The sequence below is a fragment of the Massilia sp. LXY-6 genome, from assembly GCF_051233485.1.
GTDB lineage: Bacteria > Pseudomonadota > Gammaproteobacteria > Burkholderiales > Burkholderiaceae_D > Telluria.
The window spans coordinates 24,165-41,009 of record NZ_JBKFGF010000006.1; the positions used below are offsets into that span (position 1 = coordinate 24,165).

12 protein-coding genes are annotated in these 16,845 nt (G+C 67.7%); 10 read left to right on the forward strand and 2 right to left on the reverse strand.

Features of this window, described 5'->3' with window-relative positions:
* Positions 1–11: 11 nt before the first annotated feature.
* The 5 genes from ACI48D_RS03125 (at position 12) to ACI48D_RS03145 (ending at position 8,010) form a co-directional block, all read left to right on the forward strand.
* Complete coding sequence (locus tag ACI48D_RS03125) at positions 12–1,835, forward strand: DEAD/DEAH box helicase (RefSeq protein ID WP_435569750.1); 1,824 nt, start codon at positions 12–14, stop codon at positions 1,833–1,835.
* A 207-nt stretch (positions 1,836–2,042) separates the two neighbouring features.
* Positions 2,043–3,362 carry an MFS transporter gene (locus tag ACI48D_RS03130; protein ID WP_435569967.1) on the forward strand — a complete coding sequence of 440 codons (1,320 nt, stop codon included), beginning with the start codon at positions 2,043–2,045 and terminating at the stop codon, positions 3,360–3,362.
* 85 nt (positions 3,363–3,447) lie between these two features.
* Positions 3,448–5,079, forward strand: a complete 1,632-nt coding sequence (locus tag ACI48D_RS03135) for an alpha-D-glucose phosphate-specific phosphoglucomutase (RefSeq protein ID WP_435569751.1) — start codon at positions 3,448–3,450, stop codon at positions 5,077–5,079.
* A gap of 125 nt (positions 5,080–5,204) precedes the next feature.
* Complete coding sequence (locus tag ACI48D_RS03140; RefSeq protein WP_435569752.1) at positions 5,205–6,878, forward strand: alpha-amylase family glycosyl hydrolase; 1,674 nt, start codon at positions 5,205–5,207, stop codon at positions 6,876–6,878.
* A 97-nt stretch (positions 6,879–6,975) separates the two neighbouring features.
* Positions 6,976–8,010, forward strand: coding sequence for an alpha/beta fold hydrolase (locus ACI48D_RS03145; protein ID WP_435569753.1), 1,035 nt, complete (start codon positions 6,976–6,978; stop codon positions 8,008–8,010).
* Positions 8,011–8,020: 10 nt separating this feature from the next.
* On the opposite strand, the gene ACI48D_RS03150 is transcribed toward ACI48D_RS03145, so the two are convergent.
* A complete protein-coding gene (locus ACI48D_RS03150) occupies positions 8,021–9,238 on the reverse strand; it encodes a YeeE/YedE family protein (protein WP_435569754.1) in 1,218 nt (405 codons plus the stop codon).
* A gap of 160 nt (positions 9,239–9,398) precedes the next feature.
* Here ACI48D_RS03150 and ACI48D_RS03155 point away from each other — a divergent pair, with 160 nt between their 5' ends.
* Complete coding sequence (locus ACI48D_RS03155) at positions 9,399–10,475, forward strand: acyl-CoA dehydrogenase family protein (RefSeq protein WP_435569755.1); 1,077 nt, start codon at positions 9,399–9,401, stop codon at positions 10,473–10,475.
* Positions 10,476–10,631: 156 nt separating this feature from the next.
* Positions 10,632–12,014, forward strand: coding sequence for a PLP-dependent aminotransferase family protein (locus ACI48D_RS03160; RefSeq protein WP_435569756.1), 1,383 nt, complete (start codon positions 10,632–10,634; stop codon positions 12,012–12,014).
* Between the two features lie 6 nt (positions 12,015–12,020).
* On the opposite strand, the gene ACI48D_RS03165 is transcribed toward ACI48D_RS03160, so the two are convergent.
* Entirely contained in the window at positions 12,021–12,914 is an 894-nt protein-coding gene (locus tag ACI48D_RS03165) for a LysR family transcriptional regulator (RefSeq protein WP_435569757.1), read from the reverse strand.
* A 135-nt stretch (positions 12,915–13,049) separates the two neighbouring features.
* On the opposite strand from ACI48D_RS03165, the gene ACI48D_RS03170 reads away from it, so the two are divergent.
* The 3 genes from ACI48D_RS03170 to ACI48D_RS03180 are packed head-to-tail and all read left to right on the forward strand — an operon-like array spanning position 13,050 to position 16,839.
* Positions 13,050–14,099 (forward strand): NAD(P)-dependent alcohol dehydrogenase, encoded by a 1,050-nt coding sequence (locus tag ACI48D_RS03170; protein WP_435569758.1) that lies wholly within the window; start codon positions 13,050–13,052, stop codon positions 14,097–14,099.
* Positions 14,100–14,114: 15 nt separating this feature from the next.
* On the forward strand, positions 14,115–15,314 hold the full coding sequence (locus ACI48D_RS03175) for an MFS transporter (protein WP_435569968.1): 1,200 nt from the start codon (positions 14,115–14,117) through the stop codon (positions 15,312–15,314).
* Positions 15,315–15,345: 31 nt separating this feature from the next.
* On the forward strand, positions 15,346–16,839 hold the full coding sequence (locus tag ACI48D_RS03180; protein WP_435569759.1) for an MDR family MFS transporter: 1,494 nt from the start codon (positions 15,346–15,348) through the stop codon (positions 16,837–16,839).
* Positions 16,840–16,845: the final 6 nt, after the last annotated feature.

Sequence of the window (16,845 nt, forward strand, 5' to 3'; positions counted from 1 at the left end):
GAATTTCCTACATGCATGACACCCAGCTCCCGACGTTTGCCGACCTGAACCTTCCCGCACCGATCCTGAAAGCGCTGAAGGACGTCGGTTACGAGACGCCATCGCCGATCCAGGCCGCCACCATTCCGCTCCTGATGGAAGGCCGCGACATCCTCGGGCAGGCCCAGACCGGCACCGGCAAGACCGCCGCGTTCGCGCTGCCGGTCCTGTCGCGCATCGACGTCAAGAACCCCGCCGTGCAGGCGCTGGTGCTGGCGCCCACGCGCGAGCTGGCGATCCAGGTGGCCGAAGCCTTCCAGAGCTACGCCGCGCACCTGAAGAATTTCCACGTGCTGCCGATCTACGGCGGCCAGGCTTACGGTCCGCAGCTGTCGGCACTGCGCCGCGGCGCGCAGGTCGTGGTCGGCACCCCGGGCCGCGTCATCGACCACCTCGACAAAGGCACGCTCGACCTGTCCCAGCTGACCACCCTGGTGCTGGACGAGGCCGACGAGATGCTGCGCATGGGCTTCATCGACGACGTTGAGCGCATCCTGCAGGAGACCCCGGAGCAGCGCCAGACCGCGCTGTTCTCGGCCACCATGCCGCCGGCGATCAGCCGCATCGCCAAGACCTACCTGCGCGAGCCGAAGGAAGTGACGGTGGCCGCCAAGACCACCACCGCGACCAACATCACCCAGCGCTACTGGCTGGTGGCCGGCCTGCAGAAGCTGGAAGCGCTGACCCGCATCCTGGAAGCCGAGCCCTTCGACGGCATGATCATCTTCGCGCGCACCAAGCTGGGCACCGAGGAACTGGCGGCCAAGCTGCAGGCGCGCGGCTTCGCGGCCGCCGCCATCAATGGCGACCTGGCCCAGCAGCAGCGCGAGCGCACCATCGAGCAGCTCAAGAAAGGCAAGATCGACATCCTGGTCGCCACCGACGTCGCCGCGCGCGGCCTGGACGTCGAGCGCATCAGCCACGTGATCAACTATGACGTGCCGTCCGACCCGGAAAGCTACACCCACCGCATCGGCCGCACCGGCCGCGCCGGCCGCAGCGGCGAGGCGATCCTGTTCGTGACCCCGCGCGAGCGCGGCATGCTGAAGGCGATCGAGCGCGCCACCCGCCAGCCGGTCGCCCAGCTGACCCTGCCGACCATCAAGGCCGTCAACGACGTGCGCATCGCGAAGTTCAAGGACCAGATCGGCGAAGCCCTGGCCGCCGGCGGCCTGGACCTGTTCCGCAGCCTCATCGAGGAGTACGAGCGCGAACACGACGTGCCGGCGATCGACATCGCCGCCGCGCTGGCGAAGCTGAACCGCGGCGACGAGCCGCTGCTGCTGGAGAAGCCGGACCGCGAGCCGAAGCCGGAATGGAAGGAACGCGAGCCGCGTCCGGAGTGGCGCGAGGATGCGCGTCCGGCCCGCGCCGGCCGCGAGGGCTTCGGCAACGACATGCGCGTAGGCGAAGAGCGTCCGGCCCGCCCGACGCGCGAAGGCTTCGCCCAGCCGCGCGAAAGCTTCAAGAAGGAGCGCGTGATGCGCGCGCCGGAACCGGGCATGGCGACCTACCGCATCGAGGTCGGCCACGCGAACAGCGTCAAGCCGGGCAACATCGTCGGCGCGATCGCCAACGAGGGCGGCATCCCGTCCAAGGAAATCGGCCGCATCGAGATCTACGACGACTATTCGACCCTCGACATGCCGGCCGACCTGCCGCAGGACCTGCTGACCCACCTGCAGAAGGTCTGGGTAGCGGGACGCCAGCTGAACATCACGCGCGACGGCGAGGAGCCGATCAAGGCCGCGCCGAAGAAGAAGTTCGGCGAGAAGAAGCCGCACCGCAAGGGCTGATTCCTAGGGTGGGCACCATGTGTGTCCACGCGGCCGTGAGCGTGGCATCCCTTCGCTTACGGCCGCCCACCCTACGTGTTGTTTGACTACACAACCCCTCCGTCTGCCTAGTATTGCCCCAATTGACACTCATCCATCCCCATGTTATTTTGCTACATGGAGGTAGTTCGGCATGAGTCCGGGCACCGTTAGGGGACACAGATGGAAATGCACACTCACTCGCTCAAGCCGCGCCTGTCGTTCTGGCAGCTGTGGAACATGAGCTTCGGCTTCTTCGGCATCCAGTTCGGCTTCGCCCTGCAGAACGCCAACACCAGCCGGATCTTCTCGACCCTCGGCGCCTCGCCCGACGACCTAGCGCTGTTCTGGCTCGCCGCGCCCGTCACGGGCTTGCTGGTGCAGCCGGTGATCGGCTACCTCAGCGACAATACCTGGCACCCGACCTGGGGCCGCCGCCGTCCCTTCTTCTTCCTCGGCGCCATCCTGGCCGCCATTGCGCTGTTCCTGATGCCGAATTCCGCCGCCGTCTGGATGGCGGTGGCCGTGCTGTGGATGATGGATGCCGCGATCAACGTCTCGATGGAGCCGTTCCGCGCCTTCGTCGGCGACAAGCTGGACCCCTCGCAGCAGACCGCCGGCTTCGCGATGCAGACCTTCTTCATCGGCTGCGGCGCGGTGATCGCCTCGCTGCTGCCGAAGCTGTTCGCCGACTACCTGGGCGTGTCGAACGTGCCGGTCGCCGGCGCGATTCCGGATACCGTGCGCTACTCCTTCTATGTCGGCGGCGCTGTGTTCCTGGCCGCCGTCAGCTGGACCGTGTTCACCGCCACCGAACTGCCGCCGCCCGACCTGGACCGCTTCCAGGAACAGCGCAAGCATGCGCGCAGCTTCGGCGTGGCCCTGCGCGAAATCATCGGCGGCTTCGGCCAGATGCCGAAGACCATGGTGCAGCTGGCCTTTGTCCAGTTCTTCACCTGGATCGCGCTGTTCGCGATGTGGATCTACACCGGCACCGCGATCGCCGACAACGTCTTCGGCACCGTCGACGCCCAGTCGGCCGCCTACCAGGAAGCCGGCAACTACGTCGGCGTGATGTTCGCGGTGTACAACGGCGTGTCGGCGCTGGCCGCCTTCCTGCTGCCTATCCTCGCGCGCGCCACCAGCCGCAAGACCTGCCACATGATCTGCCTGGGCCTGGGTGGCTTGTCGCTGGCCAGCCTGTTCTTCATCCACGAACAGCAGATGCTGATGCTGCCGATGATCGGCGTGGGCATCGCCTGGGCCAGCATCCTGACCATGCCGTACGCGATCCTGGCCGGCGCGCTGCCCGCCAGCCGCATGGGCTACTACATGGGCCTGTTCAACTTCTTCGTCGTGATCCCGCAGATCGTCAGCGGCCTGCTGCTCGGCTTCTTCACCAAGCATTTCTTCGGCGGCCACACGGTGCTGACCCTGGTGCTGGGCGGCGCCTGCATGGTGCTGGCAGCCGTATTGACGCTGTTCGTGACCGACAAGGCCGAGAAGTAAGGGCGACTAGGCTGCGCCATCATTTCGCCTCCTGCCTTATCATGAAGGTTTGACAACAAACCATGCATCGATACAGGAGCGCGACATGACGATCCAAGCAGTAGCGACCACGCCGTTCGCGGGGCAGCGCCCCGGCACCTCCGGCCTGCGCAAGAAGGTGACCGAGTTCCAGCAGCCCGGCTACCTCGAAAACTTCGTCGAGGCGATTTTCCTGAGCCTGGGCGATTGCAGTGGGCGCACCCTGGTGCTCGGGGGCGACGGCCGTTATTTCAACCGCAACGCGATCCAGACCATCCTGCGCATGGCCGCCGCACACAAGGTGGCCAAGGTGCTGGTCGGGCGCGGCGGCATCCTCTCCACGCCCGCGGTCAGCTACGTGATCCGCAAGCACGGGGCTTTCGGGGGCATCGTGCTGTCGGCCAGCCACAACCCCGGCGGCCCGGACGGCGACTTCGGCATCAAGTACAACATCGAGAACGGCGGCCCGGCACCTGAAAAGGTTACCGAGGCGATCTTCGCCCACACCCAATCGCTGAGCGAGTACCGCATCAGCGACGCCGGCCCGGTCGACCTCGACCAGCTCGGCACGACCCGGCTCGAAGCGATGACGGTCGAGGTGATCGACCCGGTGGCCGACTACGCCGAGCTGATGGCACGCCTGTTCGACTTCGACGCCATCCGCGCCCTGTTCCAGCGCGGCTTCACGATGCGCTTCGACGGCATGAGCGCCGTCTCCGGTCCCTACGCGAAAGCCATCATCGAAGGCATATTGAAAGCCCCCGCCGGCACCGTGATCAACTTCGAGCCGCTGGAAGACTTCGGCGGCCACCACCCGGACCCGAACCCGGTCAACGCCGCCGAGCTGGTCGCAATCATGAACGGCCCGGACGCGCCCGAATTCGGCGCCGCCTCGGACGGCGACGGCGACCGCAACATGATCGTCGGGCGGGGACTTCCCGTGGCGCCGTCCGACAGCCTGGCCATCATCGCCGCCAACGCCGCCCTGGCGCCGGGCTACCGCGCCGGGCTGAAGGGCATCGCGCGCTCGATGCCGACCTCGCAGGCGGCCGACCGCGTGGCCGAGGCGCTCGGCATTTCCTGCTTCGAGACCCCGACCGGCTGGAAGTACTTCGGCAACCTGCTCGACGCCGGCCTGGCCACCCTGTGCGGCGAGGAGAGCTACGGCACCGGATCAAGCCACATCCGTGAAAAGGACGGGCTGTGGGCCGTGCTGTTCTGGCTGAACCTGATCGCCGCCAGCGGAAAATCGGTCAACCAGCTGGTGCAGGAGCACTGGGCCCGCTTCGGCCGCAACTACTATTCGCGCCACGACTACGAAGCCGTCGACGCGGCTGCCGCCGAGCGGATGATGAGCGAGCTGCGCGCGAGGCTCCCGAGCCTGGCGGGGCAGAGCTTCGGGAATTTTCGCGTCGCCCAGGCCGACGACTTCGTCTACACCGACCCGGTCGACAACTCGGTCGCCAGCCACCAGGGCATCCGCATCATCATGAGCGACGGCTCGCGCATCGTGCTGCGCCTGTCCGGCACCGGCACCGAGGGCGCGACCGTGCGGGTCTACCTCGAACGCTACGAGGCCGATCCAATGCGCCACAACCTCGACACCCAGGAAGCGCTGGCGCCCCTGATCGCCATCGCCGAGCAGGTGTCGGAACTCAAGCAGCGCACCGGACGTAAAGAACCGAGTGTTATCACATGAACTGCCGTCGTTCCCGCGCATATCCCCGTCATCCCCGCGCAGGCGGGGATCCAAGTTCGTGGCGAACCACCGAAACTTGGGTTCCCGCCTGCGCGGGAACGACGTAACTAACTAAAGGACCCTGAATGAAATTTTCTGCCCTTGCCGTTTCCCTGATGCTCGCCTTCGGCAGCGCGTCCGCCGCCCCGGACCTGACGCCGGCAAAAGGAAAACCCTTCACCTGGGAGAACGCGACCGTCTACTTCCTGCTGACGGACCGCTTCAACAACGGCAACCCGGCCAACGACCACGCCTATGGCCGCAAGGACGATGCGGCAAGGGCACGCGGCTTCATGGGCGGCGACCTGGCCGGCGTCACGCAGAAGATCAAGGAGGGGTACTTCGACGACCTGGGCGTGGACGCGATCTGGATTACCCCGCCGGTCGAGCAGATCCACGCCGCGACCGACGAAGGCACCGGCAAGTCGTATGGCTTCCACGGCTACTGGGCGCGCGACTTCACCAGCATCGACGCCAACCTCGGCAACGAGAAGGACCTGCACGAGCTGGTCGATGCCGCCCACGCGCGCGGCATCCGTGTGCTGCTGGACGTGGTGATGAACCACACCGGCCCGGTCACGCCATCCGACCCGGTGTGGCCTGCCGAGTGGGTGCGCACGGAGCCCACCTGCACCTACAAGGACATGGCGACCACGGTCAGCTGCACGCTGGTGAAGAACTTGCCGGACTTCCGCACCGACAGCGACGAGAAGGTCGACCTGCCCCCTGCGCTGGTGGCGAAGTGGAAGAAGGAAGGACGCATTGATCGCGAGACGGCGGAGCTGAACGACTTCTTCAAGCGCACCGGCTACCCGCGCGCGCCGCGCTACTACCTGATGAAGTGGCACGCCGACTGGGTCCGCAAGTACGGCTTCGACGGCTTCCGCGCCGACACCGTGAAGCACACCGAACCGGGTGTGTGGAAGGACCTCAAGAAGGTCGCGAGCGCCGCCTACGAGGACTGGAAGAAGGCGAATCCGGCCAAGCGCGTCGCCGGCGACCTGCCGTTCTTCATGACGGCCGAGACCTACGGCTACTCGGTCAAGGCCGGCCGCCAGTTCACCTATGACGGCGGCACCAGCGTCGATTATTACGACAACGGCTTCGACAGCATGATCAACTTCAGCATGGCGGGCGATGCGCGCCAGGGCTACGAACCGCTGTTCTCGTCGTACTCGGCGGCGCTGCACGGCCCGCTGAAAGGCGTATCGGTGCTGAACTACCTCGATTCGCACGACGACGGCCACCCCTTCGACGCCATGCGCGAGCACCCGATGGAAGCGGCCAACAAACTGCTGCTGGCGCCGGGCCAGGCCCAGATTTACTACGGCGACGAGACCGCGCGGGTACTCCATATCGACGGCGCGGAAGGCGACGCCAACCTGCGCTCCTTCATGAACTGGGACCAGCTCAAGAACAACACCCGCGTCGGCCTGTTCGGGGTGGCCGAGGTGCGCGACCACTGGGCGCGCCTGGGCCGCTTCCGGCATGCGCATCCGGCGGTGGGCGCGGGCGTGCACCAGATGCTGCAGGCCAGCCCCTACGTCTTCAAGCGCACCTGGGAGAAGGATGGCGTGACGGACCGCGTGGTGGTCGCGCTCGGCCTGCCGCAGGACAGGATTGTCGCGATTCCGGTGGCCGGCGTGTTCTCGGACGGCCAGACGGTGCGCGACTGGTACACCGGCAAGACGGCGATGGTCGCGGGCGGCAAGGTGCAGTTCGCGCTGCGGGCGCCGGTGGCGCTGATCGCGCTGGACTGAGCCGATGGTTGGCACGGGAAAGTAAAGCGTAAGGACATGCGCGCCAGGCATCTGGGCTAGACTCGCAGGCATCAGCAACCCTAGAAGGAAGCCAACGATGCCTGCACGTAAACGCTTTGCCGCGCCCCTGTCCTCGCTCCTGCTGACGTCCGCCCTGTGTAGCCTGCCAGGGGCCGTCCTCGCTGCCGGTCCCGCCGAACCAGCCTACGGCCCCGAACTCGAAGGCTTCGACTATCCCTACCCGGTGCAGCAGTACCGCTTCACGTCCCAGGGCGTGCCGCTGCACATGGCCTACATGGACGTCAAGCCGGCCACGCCGAACGGCCGCACCGTAGTCCTCCTGCACGGCAAGAACTTTTGCGCGGCGACCTGGCAGTCCTCGATCGAGGCGCTGAGCAAGGCCGGCTACCGCGTGGTCGCGCCGGACCAGATCGGCTTTTGCAAGTCGAGCAAGCCCGAACACTACCAGTACAGCTTCCAGCAACTGGCCGCGAATACGCACGCGCTGCTGGAATCGATCGGCGTGAAGAACGCGACCGTCATGGGCCACTCGACCGGCGGCATGCTGGCGGTGCGCTACGGCCTGCTGTATCCGGACCAGACCGAGCAACTGGTGCTGGCCAACCCGATCGGCCTGGAAGACTGGAAGGCGCTGGGGGTGCCTTCGCTGGGCGTGGACAGATGGTTCGAGCGCGAGCTGGGGACCACGGCGGACAAGATCCGCAGCTACGAGAAGTCGACCTATTACGTGAACCAGTGGAAGCCCGAGTACGAGCCCTGGGTGCAGATGCTGGCGGGGATGTACCGCGGGCCGGGCCAGCGCATCGTGGCCTGGAACTCGGCCCTGCTGTACGACATGATCTACACCCAGCCGGTGGTCTACGAGTTTCCGCTATTGAAGATGCCGGTGCTGCTGCTGATCGGTACCAGGGACAACACCGCCATCGGCAAGGATGCCGCACCGGCCGAGCTGCGGCCGAAACTCGGCAATTACGCGGAGCTGGGCAAGCGGGCCGCCAAGGCGATCCCGCATGCGACGCTGGTCGAGTTCAGCGAGATGGGGCACGCGCCGCAGATGCAGGACCCGGCGGCTTTCCATGCGGCCCTGCTGAAGGGGCTGGCAGGGAAGTAAGCCGGCCGGTTCAGCACCCGCTTTGCTTGATACGCTCGACCTCGAGCCCGAACAGCGGACGCAGGCGCGTGCCGAACACGTTGCCGGTGAACGCGGCGACCAGCCACAGCCAGCCGTGCAGGCTGCCCGACACGATGCCGCTGAAGTAGGCGCCGATGTTGCAGCCGTAGGCCAGGCGCGCGCCATAGCCGAGCAGCAGGCCGCCGACGACCGCTGCGATCAGGGAGCGCAGCGGCAGTTTCCACACCGGCGAATAGCGGCCGGCGAGCGCCGCCGCCAGCATCGCGCCGAGCACGATGCCGATGTCCATCACCGAGGTCACGTCATGCGAGATCGGCGCGGCCAGCGCGGCGGCGTTGGCCTTGGTCGACCAGTAGGTCCAGCTGGCGACGTCGACGCCGATCAAGGAGGCGGCCTTCGCGCCCCACAGCGCGAACGCCGAGGTCACGCCCCACGGGCGGCCCGACAGCGCGAGCGTGGCGAAGTTGAGCACCACCAGCGCGATGGCGCCGGCCACCAGCGGCCACGGACCGTGCAGCCAGGTCGCGGCGCGGTTCGCCGGCAGCTTCGGGGCCACCAGGCGTCCGTGGCGGCGCTTCTCGACCACCACCGTGATGCCCGCGATCAGCGCGAACACCAGCCAGTTGAGCAGCAGCGCGGGCGCCAGGCCCAGCGTGGTGACGAGCGAGATCGGTTTCAGCTGCGGCAGCGAGGTCCAGAACGGCATGTGCGCGGTGCCGATGACGGAACCGGCGATGAAGGCGATCAGCGTCACGATCATGCGCGTGCTGCCGCCGCCGACCGTGTACAGGGTGCCGGAGGCGCAGCCGCCGCCCAGCTGCATGCCGATGCCGAACATGAAGGCGCCGACGATGACGGAGGTGCCGGCCGGCGACACCAGGCCCTTGACCGGCGCGCCGAACAGGGTGCCGGCGGCCAGCGCCGGGAAGAACAGCGCCACGCCGACGGCGAGCATGAGCATTTGCGCGCGCAGGCCGGCGCCGCGGCCGTCGGCGATGAACACGCGCCACGAGGACGTGAAGCCGAAGGCGGCGTGGTACAGCGCGAGGCCGAGCAGGGCGCCGACCACGTACAGCGCGGCCTGGCGCGCATCGACGGCTTGTGCAAGGTACAAGGCGCCGAGCACGATGAGCAACAGTGCGACGCCAAGTGGCGCCGGATTGATGCCGGTCCCGCGGGGAACGGACGAAGTAGCGACAGTGGACATGGCGAAAGCGGCCGGAAATGGCCGATGAAAGTGTAATCCGCTATTTTCGCGCTTTTCCCTGTTTCGTGCAGACAGGGCGCCCGTTTCGGGCATGGCGCCGCCCATGTATGGGCTTTGTTTTCGCTTAATATGAATCTCGTAACTTCATATCGGGTGGAAGATGGCAGTGCTGGACGAATCGCTGATTCATTGGCTGAAGGAGCGTGCGGAGGCACTCGACACGCATCCTGCGGAGGGAGATGCCGTGCTGGCGCGCCTGGCGCAAGCAGGCCTGTTTGCGGTCGGCGTGCCGCAGGCCGAAGGCGGGACAGGCGCGGGGCCGGCTGCCGCGGTCCGCGTCGTCGCCGGACTGGCGGAGCATTCGCTCAGCGCCGCCTTCGTGTTCTGGGCGCAGCGCGCCTTCATCGAATGCCTGCTGGCCAGTCCAAACCGCGGCCTGGTACGCAAGCTCATGCCCGAGCTGCTGCAGGGCCGGCTGGCCGGTGCGCCGGGCTTGTCCAACGCGATGAAGTTCCTGGGCGGGCTGGATCGCCTGCGGGTATCCGGCAGCACCGTATCCGGGACGATGCGGCTGGACGGTTCCGTGGCCTGGGCGACCAATCTGCACCGGCAGGGTTTCGTCGTGGCGATCGCGGCCGGAGACGAGCGGGGCGACAACCCGTCCGTAATCGCCGTTCCGCACGATGCGCCCGGCCTGCAGCGCGAGCCGGACCTCGATCTGCTGGCACTGCGCGGCACCAATACCGCCGCGCTGCGCCTGAGCGGCGTCGCGGCCGGCGAGGCCTGGCAACTCCATCCGCAGGCCCGGGTTTTCCTGCCCGCCATCCGTCCAGCCTTCATCGGGCTCCAATGCGGACTGGGGCTCGGGCTTGCGCGCGCATCGCTGCGGGCGGCACGGCATGCCGTCGGAGGCGGTCATTCGATGCTTGCCGGCGACATGCTCGCACTCGAAGCGGCGACCGATGACTATGCCGGGGCATTGTTTGCGGGCCTGGATGACGGCCGCCTGTGCGAGCGCCCGCGCGAGCTCCTGCAGTTGCGCCTGCGGATGGTCGAGTTGGCGGCGGGCGCCGTACAGCTGGAACTGCAGGCCCTCGGCGGCCGCGCCCTGCTGGGCGCTGAAGGCAGGGCTTTCAGCCGGCGCTCGCGCGAGGCGGCCTTCCTGACGGTCGTGACGCCGACCGTGGTGCAACTCAAGAACGACCTGGCGCAACTGGCGGTTCAGCGCCCGCAGTAATGATCCTCAAGTCGTTCATTACCGCTACCTATGTGCATACGAAGAGGGGGAAAGCTGGGTACGAGTCCATGCAAGGATGGCTTCGCCCCAGGTTTTGAAGCATACTAATTAGAAGCAATTTCCATGCATTGAGACAAAATGTCCCGGTTGAAATCCATGCAAGATGATGGTCCGCCATCGTGGCTGCCCAGGCTGGCGGCATCTGCCGGGCCCCGTTTCATCCAGATCGCGGATGCGTTGCAGCAGGCGGTGGCGGACGGCGCGCTGAAGCCGGGCGACCGCTTGCCGCCGCAGCGCCAGCTGGCGGCGCAGCTGGAGGTCGACCTCACCACGGTCACCCGGGCCTACGACGAGGCCAGGCGCAGGAACCTGCTCGAAGGGCGCGGTGCGCGCGGCACCTATGTGGCCGCGCCGAAGGCGGAGCTGGTCTCGGTACTCGACCTGAGCATGAACATTCCGCCGCCGCCGGCCGGGGTCGACTTCGACGACCTGCTGAAGCAGGGACTGGCGCAGGTGCTGATGCGGGCCGATAACGAACTGCTGATGACCTACCACCTGGGCGGCGGCGGCATCGCCGACCGCAAGGCCGGGGCAGCGTGGATGGCGCCGATGTTCGGCAGCGTGGACCCGAACCATGTGCTGGTCTGCCCGGGCGCCCAGGCCGCCATCGCGGCGCTCATCCTTGCGCTCACGGAGCCGGGCGAGGTCATCCTGGCCGAACCGACGGGTTATCCCGGCCTGCGCTCGGCGGCGACCCAGTTCGGCCGGCGCATCGTGCCGGTCCGGACCGACAGGCACGGAATGCTCCCCCAGGCACTCGACGAAGCGTGCCGCGCGCACCGCCCACGGCTCATCTACGTGAACCCGACCTTGCAGAACCCGACCGCGGTGACGATGCCGGAACGGCGCCGCAAGGAACTGGCCGCGCTGGCGAAGCGCCACGCTGTGGGCATCGTCGAGGACGACCCGTACTGGTTGCTGGCGGAGGCGCCGCCGCCGCCCATCGCCCGGCTCGCGCCCGACAATGTCCATTACGTCTCGACCCTGTCGAAATGCCTTACACCCGGCCTGCGCATCGCTTTCGTGGTCGTGCGCGATGCCTCAAAGCGGGAACGCTTCCTGGCCGCCTTGAGGTCATTCGCATTGATGGCGGCGCCGCTGACGACTGCGCTGGCGACCCAGTGGATCCTCGACGGTTCGGCGTTCAGGCTGATGGAAGGCGTGAAGAACGAGGCGCGCCTGCGCCACCGGATGGCGCGCGACATCCTGGCCGGACGCTATGTTGGCGCCGGCGATGGGCTGCATGTATGGCTCGAGTTGCCGGCGTACTGGAACTCCTACCAGCTCGCGCGCGCAGCGGACAAGGAAGGGCTGGCGGTCACGCCCGGGGAGGCATTCGCAACCGGTCCGGAGAGCGTGAATGCGATCCGGATCTCGCTGGGGAGCATCCAGGACAGGGTCCGTCTCCAGTTGGGCTTGCAGCGCCTGTCGCAGTTGCTGGCGCGGCGCCCGGACCCGTTCAACGATGCGGTGGTCTGAGCCTGGCTAGCCCTTGTAGCGGATCGCCTCGATCACCAGCGCCAGCGCGCGCGAGTTCTGGCGCCGGCTCGGGTAATAGGCGTGCAGGCCCGGGAAGCTCGGGCAGAAGTCTTCCATCACGCTGTGCAGGCGTCCCGCGCGCACGTGCTCACCCGCGAGGTCTTCCGGGACGAAGGCCAGGCCGCAGCCGCTCAGCGCCGCATGCAGGATCTGGTAGGCGCTGTTGAAGGTCAGCTGGCCGCGCACCCGCACTTCCAGTTCCTGGCCCTGGTGGCGCAGCTCCCAGGCGTACAAACCTCCGCTGCTGGCCAGGCGCAGGTTGATGCAGTTGTGCTTCATGAGGTCCTGGATCGAGCCCGGAACCGGCCGCTGCGCGAAGTAGGCCGGGGCGCCGACGATCATCATCTTCACGTCCGGCGTCAGGCGCACCGCGATCATGTCCTTCTCGACCTGGTCGCCGAAGCGCACGCCGATGTCGTAGCGCTCGGCTGCGATGTCGACCATCCGGTAGTCCGCGCTCAACTCCACCTGCAGGTCGGGATACTGCGGCAGCAGCGGCGCGATGCGCGGCCACAGCACGTCGTCGACCACATGGTCGATCGCCGTGATGCGGATCGTGCCGGCCGGCTTGTCGCCCAGATCGCTGACGGCGGCGATTTCCGCTTCGATCTCTTCCAGCCGCGGGCCGACGTTCTGCAGCAGGCGTTCGCCGGCATCGGTGGGCGAGACGCTGCGCGTGGTGCGGGTCAGCAGGCGCACGCCGAGGCGCTCTTCCAGTGCGCGGATGATGTGGCTGAGGGCGGACTGGGTCATGCCGAGCTTGGCGGCGGCGCGCGTGAAGCTGCGCTCGCGCGCGACGGCAAGGAAGACGAGGATGTCGTTGATGTTTTCGCGGGCCATTGATGAAAGTGTATCCCTAATTAAATATGGCATTCATGAGCCCTATTCATAAGCCCATGCAATTCCGACACCGTTATGCGGCCCTGTTTGCCTTTACCATGCATGCCTTCCCGAATATAAACCAAGGAGTCATCCATGACTGTGAAAGCCTACGGCGCCTACGCCGGCGACAAACCGCTGGAATCGATGGACATCACCCGCCGCGCGCCGGGACCGCATGACGTCCAGATCGACATCGCCTATTGCGGCGTGTGCCATTCCGACCTGCACACCGTGCGCGGCGAATGGGCCGGCACCTTGTACCCGTGCGTGCCGGGCCACGAGATCGTCGGCCGCGTCTCGGCCGTCGGCGGGCACGTGCACGGCCACCAGGTCGGCGACCTGGTCGGCGTCGGCTGCATGGTCGACAGCTGCCAGCACTGCGCGGACTGCGAAGAAGGCCTGGAACAGTATTGCGACGGCATGGTCGGCACCTACAACGGCGCGACCCAGGACGCGCCCGGCCACACGCTGGGCGGCTACGCGCAGCAGATCGTGGTGCACGAGCGCTTCGTGCTGCGCGTGAACCACGCCGAGGATCAACTGGCCGCGGTGGCGCCGCTGCTGTGCGCCGGCATCACCACCTATTCGCCGCTGCGCCACTGGAATGCCGGTCCCGGCAAGAAGGTCGGCATCGTCGGCATCGGCGGCCTCGGTCACATGGGCATCAAGCTGGCGCGCGCGATGGGCGCGCACGTGATTGCGTTCACTACCTCGGAATCGAAGCGCCGGGATGCGGAGGCGCTGGGTGCGCACGAAGTCGTGGTGTCGCGCGACCCCGCCGCGATGGCGGCCCGGGCCGGCAGCCTGGACCTGATCGTGAACACCGTGGCGGCGCCGCACGACCTCGACGCCTACCTGACCCTGCTGAAGCGCGACGGCACCATGGTGCTGGTCGGCGCGCCGGCCACGCCGCACCCGTCGCCGCAGGTATTCAACCTGATCACGAAGCGCCGCGCGCTGGCCGGCTCGATGATCGGCGGGATCCCGGAAACCCAGGAGATGCTGGATTTCTGCGCCGAACACGGCATCGTCGCCGACATCGAGATGATTCGCGCGGACGAGATCAACGGCGCCTACGAGCGCATGCTCAAGGGCGACGTCAAGTACCGCTTCGTGATCGACAGCGCCACGCTGGCGGCATAAGGAGGCATCATGGACATGCGCATTCCCGCCGGCCAGGCTGCGGTGGATGACAAGCCGGCGGCGTGGGGCGCAGTGTTCGCCATGGCGCTCGGCGCCTTCGTGCTGGTCGCCTCCGAATTCATGCCGGTCAGCCTGCTCACGCCGGTGGCCGCCGAGCTGCACATCAGCGAAGGGCAGGCCGGGCAGGCGATCTCGGTGTCCGGCGCGTTCGCGCTGGTGACCAGCCTGTTCATCGCGCCGCTGGCCGGACGTCTCGACCGCAAGATGCTGCTGCTGGCGCTGACCTTCCTGATGATGGTGTCCGGCACCGTCGCGGCGCTGGCGCCCGACTACACGGTCTTCATGATCGGCCGCGCCTTCATCGGCGTGGCCATCGGCGGCTTCTGGTCGATGTCGGCGGCGACGGCGATGCGCCTGGTGCCGGACCATCAGGTGCCGCGCGCGCTGGCGATCGTCAACGGCGGCAACGCCCTGGCGACGGTGGTGGCGGCGCCGCTGGGCAGCTTCCTGGGCAGCGTCGTCGGCTGGCGCGGCGCCTTCTTCGCCGTGGTGCCGGTGGCTGCGATCGCCTTCGGCTGGAAGGTGTTCAGCCTGCCGAACATGCATGCGGCGGGCGGCGTCGGGCCAGGGCACGCCTTCCGGCTGCTGCGGCGCCCGGTGGTGGCGCTGGGCATGGCCGGCGTGGCCCTGTTCTTCATGGGGCAGTTCGCCCTGTTCACCTACCTGCGGCCCTTCCTCGAAACGGTCACCAAGGTCGGCGTGTCGGGACTGTCGGGCATGCTCCTGATCGTCGGCGTGGCCGGCTTCATCGGTACCACCTTGATCGGCGGCGTGCTGGAAAAGAGCCTGTACCGGCCGCTGATCGCGATTCCGCTGCTGATGGCGGCGATCGGCCTGTCCCTGATGACCTTCGGTTCGTCGGTGCCCGCGGTCGCCGTCCTGCTGGCCCTCTGGGGCCTGGTCGCGACCTCGGCGCCGGTCGGCTGGTGGACCTGGCTGGCGCGCACCCTGCCGCAGGATGCCGAGGCCGGCGGCGGCCTGATCGTGGCCGTGGTGCAGCTGGCGATCGCCTCCGGCGCGACGGTCGGCGGGATCCTGTTCGATGCCAGCGGCTACCGCGCCAGCTTCGGCTTGAGCGCGACGGCGCTGGTGGCGGGGGCAGCGCTGGCCTGGCTGGCGGCGCGCTCGGCGAAGGTGAGCGCACGCCGGGCCTGAGGCTGGGCCGGTCTTGTCGTAAGATAGTCGCATGACCCAGACTTCGCACGCCATCGCTCCCGCGCCGGTCTCCGAGAAGGAAATCCGCGCCGTCTACTTTGCCCTGATGGCCGTGCTCGGCCTGGGCGCGCTCGACCAGAGCATCGTCGCCACGGCCCTGCCGCGCATCGTCGGCGACCTGGGCGGCATGGCCCATTTGTCCTGGGTAGTGACCGCCTACGTGCTGGCCTCCACCGCCACCATGCCCCTGTACGGCAAGATGGCCGACCAGTACGGGCGGCGGCCGATGATCTTCACGGCGCTCGCCACCTTCCTGATCGGCTCGGTGCTGTGCGGCCTGGCCGGCAGCATGACGCAGCTGATCGTGTTCCGCGCGATCCAGGGCATGGGCGCCGGCGGCTTCATGCCGCTGGCCCAGATCATCATCAGCGACCTGGTGGCTCCCAAGGACCGGGCCAAGCGCCAGGGATCGATCGCCATCGTGTTCGCCGTCACCAGCGTGCTCGGCCCGGTGCTGGGTGGCCTGATGACCGACCTGCTGTCCTGGCACTGGATCTTCTTCATCAACCTGCCGGTCGGCGCCTTCGCCTGCTGGTCGATCGCGCGCTCGCTGCGCAAGCCGGCGGCGACGCACGCGCACCGCATCGACTACCTGGGCTCGATCCTGCTTACCGCCAGCATCGTCTCGCTGCTGCTGATCCTGGCCCTGGGCGGCACCGAATGGCCCTGGGATGCGCCCGAGATCAAGGTGTGCGCCGTGCTCACCGTGGTGCTCGGCGCCTCGCTGGTAGTGCACCTGCGCCGCGCCGCCGAGCCGGTGCTGCCGCCGGACCTGTTCGGCAACCGGGTCTTCAACCTGGCCAGCGTGGTGATGGCGCTGAGCTTCGTCGGCCTGATGGGATCGAGCGTGTTCTTCCCGCTGTTCTTCCAGCTCGTGATGGGCAGCAGCCCGGCGAATTCCGGCATGCTGACGGTACCGATGATGGCCGGGATGATCGTCGCCTCGAGCCTGATCGGCCGCGTCGTGGCGCGCGCCAACAAGTACAAGGAAGGGCAGGTGGCGGGCCTGGCGGTGGCGGTGCTTGCCTTTGCCGCGCTGACCTGGGCCATGGCCAGCGGGCGCGGCTACCTGTTCATCGAGCCGCCGATCTTCCTGCTGGGTGCCGGCCTGGGCCTGGTGATGCCGAACATGACCATCGTCGTGCAGAGCGCGCTGCCGGTGGCGCGGCGCGGCGTCGGCACCGCCATGCTGACCTTCTTCCGCTCGCTCGGCGGCCTGCTCGGCGTGACCGGCTCCGGCGCGATCCTGGCGCACCAGCTGCAGGCCCACGGCGTCAAGACGGCCGCCAGCGCCGGCTCCGGCGTGGTCCTCGACCCGGCCATGCGCGAGGTCTACCGGCATGCCATCGCCAACATCTTCGGCGCCGGCACCGTGATCGTGCTGGCCGGGCTGATCGTCCTGCTGTTCATGCCGGACGTGCATGTGGAAGGCGCCGCGGCGCCGCAGCCGCCGCAGGCGGATTGACATTGC